Genomic DNA, 6162 nt, shown 5'->3' with positions numbered 1-6162 from the left:
AAGCAATAATATCAATCCAACAATAAAAAAACCACATAATGCCAATGCCGAGTTGCGCATACTGCCGGTTAACTCTTCTATAAAAGCAAAACTGAACATCCCGCCTACTATGGCCAACTTTTCGGTAACGTCATAAAAACTGAAGAACGAGGCGGTATCGGGTATATTCTGGGGCAAATATTTGGAATAAGTTGAACGCGACATAGACTGGATACCACCCATAATTAAGCCAACAATAATAGCCAGCACGTAAAACTGCGGAATTGTGGTTATAAAATATGCCGCCACACATGCAGCTACCCAGATAATTACCACCAGTATTAAAACTTTTACGTTACCATAAATAGCCGATAAACGCGACATTAATGTTGCGCCGCCTATAGCCACTATTTGTATGATCAGGATAATTTCTATCAGCCCGCTGGTTTCCATCTTTAGCACCTTGGCCCCAAAACCGGCGGCAACCAGCATAATGGTTTGTACCCCCATAGAATAAAAGAAAAAAGCCGGCAAAAATCGTTTTAACAAAGGCATGGTTTTAACCTTCGCCCAAACCTTACCCAATTCAATAAACCCGCCTTTAATAATATTATGCTGATGGGTTACCGCATTAGGGCTGCCTTTTGGCAATATGGTGAAAGGTATATACGCAAAAACTATCCACCAGATACCAACCAAAAGAAAGGATAGCTGCGCTGCGCTGCCGCCGTTTAGTCCAAATGTTTTGGGCGAAAGCACAAAAACCAAACATATTACCTGTAAAATAACGCTCCCGATATAGCCATAAGTAAACCCTTTGGCGCTTATTTTATCCTGCATATCGATGGTTGCAATTTCGGGCAGATAGGAATTGTAAAAAACAAAGCCGCCGCTATAACCAATAGCTGCAAGCGCAAAACAAATTATTCCAAACTCCAGGTTACCCGGTCCGAAGAAAAACAACCCGCAGCATGACAGGGAGCCCAGCCAGGTAAAAAATTGCATAAAAATCTTTTTGTTGCCCCTGTAATCGGCAATTGACGATAGTATAGGTAAAAGCAAAACCATTACCATATAAGCCACAGCAAGCGCGTAGTTTGATAATGCTGTATTAATAAAGCTTTTACCGAAAAACATTACCCTGTCGCCATTTTTAGCATTTGCGGTGATTGCTACATAGTAAGCCGGGAAAATTGTTGAAGTGATGACCAGGTTATAGGCAGAATTGGCCCAATCGAAAAAAGCCCAGGCACGGATGGTTTTCTTGTTGTTTTTGGTTTCCATTGATACAATAAAAGTATAGAAAAAGATTTAAGTTACAAGAGCCAAGATTACCTTGGCTTTTAAACAAACGGCTGTATAAAAACCGTCATTGCGAGGCACGAAGCAATCCCTAACTATACAGAACCGCGCTCTGTAAGCCGGGGATTGCTTCGTGCCTTATAATGACGTGTTTGTAAGTCGCTGATTTTCAATATACGTTTAAATACACTTCTCGTTGTGAGATGCAGTGATTGTTAAAAAAGGGCTGTCATGCTGAGCCTGTCGAAGCATAGCGGGTGAAGGCCTCTGCGCGCGACCCTTCGACAGGCTCAGGGTGACAGGGCCAATTACTCGCATAAGTAAACACGTCATCCCCATTTTTTTTCCAGGATCATCCTGGTGGATACTCGCAATGACGTGTATTTTTGTGTGAGCGCCGTTTTTCGATTCTATTCCCCAACTCTATTTCCCTGCCCACTTTTCCTGCAGCTGCTTTATAAAATATCCTCCTACAACGCTGCGTGCCTGGAAACCAACCTGTTTGCCGTCGGTGGTTTCGTGCCAGTCGCTTAGGGGTACACGGGTTGGGGTTTCGATGGCGTACTTGTAAACCGGGGCGGCAAGGGCTTTAAAATCGTCCTGGTTTTTGGCCAAAGTAGCAGTCCAGATGATCCAGTCGCTTTTGGTATAGGTTTTACGGCTATCTAAAGGCAAACCAAATTCGTTTTGTTTGGTAAGATAGAATTTAATTTCGCGGTCATAAACCGATTGCGGAAAAAGATCTAACCCTAAAATTTTATCCCAAACAATATTGTATTTCTGGCTCCAGGTTTCCGGCTTATCAAATACCAGGGAGTAATGATCACCGGCATCGGCCATTTTCATCCATTTAGTTACCATTTCTTTAGCCATAGCCCTGTATTTAGCGGCAACAGCTTTTTGGCCCAACAGATCGGCAAGATGGGCATAGCATCCAATTCCTACTATAGCCTTGGCCGATAAGTTGGCATTACGCGCCAGGTGACCCGCAAAATCATCGGTACAAAGCTGGTTAGCCGGATCAAGCCCTTCCCTGCTTAGGTAGTTTGCCCAATCGGTTAAAACTTTCCAATGCTTTTTGGCATATGCAGGGTTATTACCATTGGCTTTAACTATGGCAGCTGTAAGCGCCAGCATATTGCCCGATTCTTCAACCGGCATGCCCTCGCCATAAGTTTGCCCATTGGCAATAGGGTAAGTACCCAGATCGTGCGCGGCAAAATCATGGGCGAACTTACCGCTTTCACTAAAGTAAAAGATCCCGTTCAGCATCCCCTCCATCAAACTTGGATTGTAGATCAGGAATAAGGGTGCCGATGGATAGGTAACATCCACAGTATTGATAGAGCCATTGCTAAAGTTCTCTTTGGATAAAAATAAGATCTCGCCCTGCGGACTTTTTACCAATATATGCGCAGCTATAGCCTGGCGATAAGCCAACACACAAAGCTTCGCGTATTTGTCGCCGCCCGCCTTTTCGGCCTCATTATACATCAAACCATTAAAGGCGGTGCAGCTTTTTAATACGACCGGGTAATCAATAGCCGCCTTAGCCAATGCCTGTTCTATGGTTTTAATTTGCGTGGTTTTCCACCATGGCTTTAAATTTGTATGAAAATACTGAACCGGGGTAATATCATCATAACCCAGCTCGATAAATTTGCYTACAGCATTTTTGCCAACCATACCAAAGGATAGTACCGTATTTAACACCAGGCTGGTGCCCGCTTTGGTGGTTGATTTACCATCACCTTTAAAAAATGAATTAACGGCTTCACTTTCGGTACTCACATATTGCAGGGCGCCAGATGTTTTGGGAGCAGCCACGTACATGTATCCCCAGTCAATCCGTAAATCATCCCCTTTTTTCTGGAGGATAGGCTGCTCAACGGTACCTGCCTTTAAAATAGATAAAGTGCTGGTTGTATATTTTTGAGCGGTTACCGCCTGGTTTGGTTTATTGCGGGCCACATCTGCAGATGCGCCGAAATAAACCTGCACATTATGCGCTTTACCATTGTTTGATTTTACATTATAAGTAATGTACGATACGGGCCGGGCCAATAAAGCCAGGTTGTTCATCAATAAAGGCGACGTAAAAGTAAGTTTCAGATCAACATTGCCGCATTTAAAGTAATAAATGGTTTGTGTTGCATTTATGATAACGCCGGTTTGTTTTGCAATCTGTAGTTCGGGATGTTCGGTTGGTTTTAATTCATCGGCAAAGCCGGCGTCAATCCACGCACCTCCACCTGTATTGGTGCAATGCAAAGCAAGTACATTTTCACCCTCTTTTAATTTACTCAAAACATCATCCTTCAAGGCGATCATCTGCAGATCGCCAYTGGCGCCGCTACTTTCATTGATCTTTTCGCCATTAAGATAAACCTCGGCCTCATCATCATGATGCAGTTTAAGGTAAAGCTTGTTGATGCTGGTTTTATGAAAGTTAAACACCCGGCGTACCCATATATCCCTGCTTGTCCAAACGGTTTTTCCCTGTGTTTTATCATCGCTAAATGGCGCTGTACCGGTTTTCCAGGTGTTGTCATCAAATTTTGCATCAGCCCAGTTTGGTAAAGGTTGGGTTTCGGTGTATTTGCAGGTGTATGGTTTTTCGTCGGCAGCGGGTACAACAGTTTTATAGTTTACCGGGTCTTTACCCATAAAACGGTATACTTCGCCGTCTACTTTTACCAGGCCCAATAAGGATTGGTCCTTACCTGTCCAGTGGCGGGTGGTTGATTCGTTTAACTTATCCGAAAACGACCAGATACTAAAGTAAGGATTATGCGTAATAAGCGGATAAGCCGGCGCTTTGGTATCCTGCGCCTTTGCTAAAAAGGCAATAAGAGCAATACACGCGGTTAATGGAAACCTTCTCATATGTTTTTTATGTTATAATGTAGATAGATAATTGTCGGCTGTAAATATTTGTTTTTCTTTTCAATTAATAAACATTTTTTACAAAATGCATTCAAATGTGCAGATTTCAGATGTGCAGATTTCAGATGTGCAGATTTCAAATGTGCAGATATGCAGATTTCAGATGTGCCGATGATTTGAAAATTACGAAATGCATCAAAATGACAATTAATTGAGACGAATTGCGGAAGATGTGCAGATGATTTGAAAATGATAATTTATGATTTGCCGCTTAAAAAAGTCGAACATCCAAAATTCGCACATTTCAAATATGTAGGTTATAAAAAGCGAATTCTGTAAATTCCTTAATTCAAAAAATTCTGKTTCACACATTCTTCCATCTGCACATTTGAAATCTGCATATCTGCACATCAATACTCACATCTGCACATCAATTCTCACATTTGCACATCCATTATTTAAATATCCCGAAGCTGTAATTTGCTGTACTCCAGAAATCATCGAGGGCAATGATGCGGGGTTTAAAGAATGAGATCAACGCGGGCCAGTCGTTTTGATTAAATATGCTTACGTTAGGCAGGGTTTTGATGATGCGGCTTACGGGTTTGTGGTTTTGGTCGGTAGTATGAAGTTGCCAGTCCCACTCCTCTTCAATACTGGAGTTAAGTACAGCTTTAAGCTCCTTAAACTGTTCAAATATGAGTTCACGGATGCCGGGATCAGGGTGAGAGATTTCAATAGCGATAAAAGCCGAGCGGTTATCGGCCTGCATTTTAAAGTTAAGGTGTTTGATGCCTGTTTTATAATTTATCCAGTTTATTTTTAAACCATCTGCCGATGGCTGTGGTGCAATATATTGACCAAAGGCGGTCCAGAATGCCTGTTTAATTTGTGATGCCTGATCGCGGGAGTACAATAGTTTTTATTTAAAATGAGCAGGCAAATTTATATATTATTTCGCGCTTTGTATAAACGCTACAATTTGCTCTTGTTCCTTTGCTGATAGCGTTCCGCCGGTGTATTCCCATTTCAACTTGATGGCATTATAAGTTAACCTGCCTAAAAAATCAGGATTTTTCACATTTTCCAATAAAGGAAGGCTATCCCCTATTTCCGGAGCTATGTCCTGGAGCTCCAACAGCTGCGCTTCACCATGATCGTTGCCTTTGTATAATGCGTACACACCTGTAAAATCACGGTGGTTATTTGCGGCCTGGGTTAGCACCGGTTCAATGATGATATTTAAGGCAGCGCCGTTGTCTTTTGTAATATAATAATTTACTGTATTGGTCATAATTATTTACGGTATATGATGCTTCTTTAGTACAAGCGAGTTTTAAAATTGTTCGGAAAATTAAAATTTTTCAGCAATGTTTTTATACGTTCCTGGAACACATACACCGCCGTATTCGCAAGGCACAAAGCAATAACCCCTCTCTAAATCGCCCCCGGTAGGCAGTACTTTTGATTTTCAAGATTTTYTAAAAGCCCTCCCTTCCGGGGAGGTTTGGGTGGGGCTTACATATCCTTAATAATACCTGCAATTAAATTAACAGTAAAGTAATGAGACAGATAGATAAAAAACTAAAATTATGTTTTATAATTTACCTTAAAACGCTATCTTTGCGACCTGTTAAAAATCCTAATGCGGAAGTGGCGTAATTGGTAGCCGCACCAGACTTAGGATCTGGCGCCGCGAGGCGTGGGGGTTCGAGTCCCTTCTTCCGCACAGCAGTTTAAAACCCGGTCTATTTGATCGGGTTTTTTGTTTTTCTATACTTTTATTTAATTAATTGTTTCGGCATTTTTTTATCTTATGCTTATCTTAAATTTACATTTATGACAGGGAAAGAAAGGCGTTTATTAATGGATCAGGCAATAAAGGAAATAACTGTTCCGTTTTTAAGAGAACAAGGCTTCAAAGGCTCATTTCCTCATTTTAGAAGATTTAAAGATGATCGGATTAATCTTTTAACTTTTCAATTTAGCTTAAGT

5 protein-coding genes and 1 tRNA gene are annotated in these 6162 nt (G+C 41.5%); 2 read left to right on the top strand and 4 right to left on the bottom strand.

Annotated elements, in window-relative coordinates:
• The 4 genes from AC1DPZ_RS20025 to AC1DPZ_RS20010 all read right to left on the bottom strand — a co-directional run.
• Positions 1-1263, bottom strand: a 1263-nt coding sequence (locus AC1DPZ_RS20025; protein WP_477406694.1) for an MFS transporter, incomplete at its 3' end; no start/stop codon positions are given.
• Positions 1264-1704: 441 nt separating this feature from the next.
• Complete coding sequence (locus tag AC1DPZ_RS20020; RefSeq protein ID WP_477406692.1) at positions 1705-4167, bottom strand: glutaminase family protein; 2463 nt, start codon at positions 4165-4167, stop codon at positions 1705-1707.
• Positions 4168-4621: 454 nt separating this feature from the next.
• Positions 4622-5083 carry a DUF4268 domain-containing protein gene (locus AC1DPZ_RS20015; protein WP_477406690.1) on the bottom strand — a complete coding sequence of 154 codons (462 nt, stop codon included), beginning with the start codon at positions 5081-5083 and terminating at the stop codon, positions 4622-4624.
• Positions 5084-5119: 36 nt separating this feature from the next.
• Positions 5120-5461, bottom strand: coding sequence for a hypothetical protein (locus AC1DPZ_RS20010; RefSeq protein ID WP_477406688.1), 342 nt, complete (start codon positions 5459-5461; stop codon positions 5120-5122).
• Between the two features lie 353 nt (positions 5462-5814).
• On the opposite strand from AC1DPZ_RS20010, the gene AC1DPZ_RS20005 reads away from it, so the two are divergent.
• Both AC1DPZ_RS20005 and AC1DPZ_RS20000 read left to right on the top strand, forming a co-directional pair.
• A tRNA-Leu gene (locus AC1DPZ_RS20005) sits at positions 5815-5896 on the top strand.
• Between the two features lie 110 nt (positions 5897-6006).
• A partial coding sequence (locus AC1DPZ_RS20000) for a DUF4304 domain-containing protein (protein ID WP_477406696.1) occupies positions 6007-6162 on the top strand: 156 nt, incomplete at its 3' end.

The sequence above is a fragment of the Mucilaginibacter sp. P4_G9 genome (assembly GCF_056400985.1).
Note: the sequence above shows the minus strand (reverse complement) of the source record. Positions and strands in the feature narration are given on the sequence as shown.